Genomic DNA, 1,386 nt, shown 5'->3' with positions numbered 1-1,386 from the left:
CATGACTGTCTTGAAGGCCTGTGCGCAGGTCCTGCCGTTGAAGGCCGTCATCACGGTGTCAAGGCATATGACATTCCAAAGGATGACAAGGACTGGGAAATCGAAGCATACTACCTTGCCCAGGCCTGCATGACATATACGCTTGTTCTTTCTCCTGAAAAGATCATCTTCGGCGGCGGTGTTTCCAAGCAGGAACAGCTTTTCCCGATGATCCGCAAGTCATTCAAGGAACAGATGAACGGCTACGTCAAGACACCTGATCTTGACGACTACATCGTCCACGTTGAACTGGGCGATGATGCCGGTATTACGGGCTGCCTGCTCCTGGCAATCGAAGCAGACAAATAATCAGTCAGCAATGTATGAAAGGTCCGAGGGAATCCTCGGCCTTTTTTTGTTGGGAAAATAAAGGTAACACTTTTTACGCTAAGGATATATCAAGATTAATTTGATTAACTAGAAATTAACATGCCTTCGATATGTAATTCTATGTTATAATATTTGTAAATACAAAAAGAAAGGTGAGTTGTATGGCTGAGTTAAAATACAAGCAGATTCTTGAAACAATCAAGTCGAGAATCCTGGATGGAACGTATCCTGTCGGGAGTCTTATTCCTGATCAGAATTCTCTGGCAGAGGAGTTCAAGACAAGTCGGATGACAGTCAAGAAGTCGCTTGACATGTTGTCAAAGGAAGGTTTCATCTACTCAAGAAGAGGTGCCGGCACCTATGTCAGAAAGAATGCACTTGCACAGCGTGACGCCTTGCCTGTGAACGAATACGAAGGGCTGACGCATCAGCTTGGAGAAGACCGCGTCAAGAGCAGGGTCATTTCGTTTAACGTGACGTTCCCGGATGAAGAAATCCAGGAACGTCTGGGAATCAAGGCAAGCGATCCGGTTTACGAGATCAGGCGTCTGCGCCTTTGCGATGACAGCCCCTATGTGTTTGAGCATACGTTCATGCCGATCAGGATGGTTCCCAATCTGACCGAAGATGTTTTGAAGCATTCTGTTTATTCATTTTTGCAAAGTGAATTCGGTTTTAAAATTGGCAGCGCTTTTAGAAGAATCTCCGCGGAAAAGACAACGCAGGAAGACATTGACTATCTGGAAGCTGAAAAGGGCGATCCGATTCTGCAGGTGATTCAGGTCGTATATCTGGAAGACGGACGTCCGCTCGAGTTTTCCTGCAACAGGCATCCGTATAACGGCGAACATGCCTACACGGTGCTTGATCGCAAGTAAGAAGCTGTTTTTTGGGAACAGCTTCTTTTTTTGTCTGTGTATGCGACGTTAAATGTGTGCTTTGACCGCAACCGGGAGCTGGAATTTACGGGCAAATCCCCAAAATCGCCGTTTTGCCCGTAAACGGGAGCTGGAATTT

2 protein-coding genes are annotated in these 1,386 nt (G+C 46.3%); both read left to right on the top strand.

What is annotated here, in order from left to right:
• Positions 1-348, top strand: a 348-nt coding sequence (locus V7Z60_RS10195; protein ID WP_334117691.1) for an ROK family protein, incomplete at its 5' end; no start/stop codon positions are given.
• Positions 349-530: 182 nt separating this feature from the next.
• Positions 531-1,247, top strand: a complete 717-nt coding sequence (locus V7Z60_RS10190; RefSeq protein WP_334117690.1) for a GntR family transcriptional regulator — start codon at positions 531-533, stop codon at positions 1,245-1,247.
• The last annotated feature ends 139 nt before the right edge of the window (positions 1,248-1,386 follow it).

It is taken from the genome of Ligilactobacillus sp. (genome assembly GCF_036846325.1).
Taxonomy (GTDB): domain Bacteria; phylum Bacillota; class Bacilli; order Lactobacillales; family Lactobacillaceae; genus Ligilactobacillus.
Note: the sequence above shows the minus strand (reverse complement) of the source record. Positions and strands in the feature narration are given on the sequence as shown.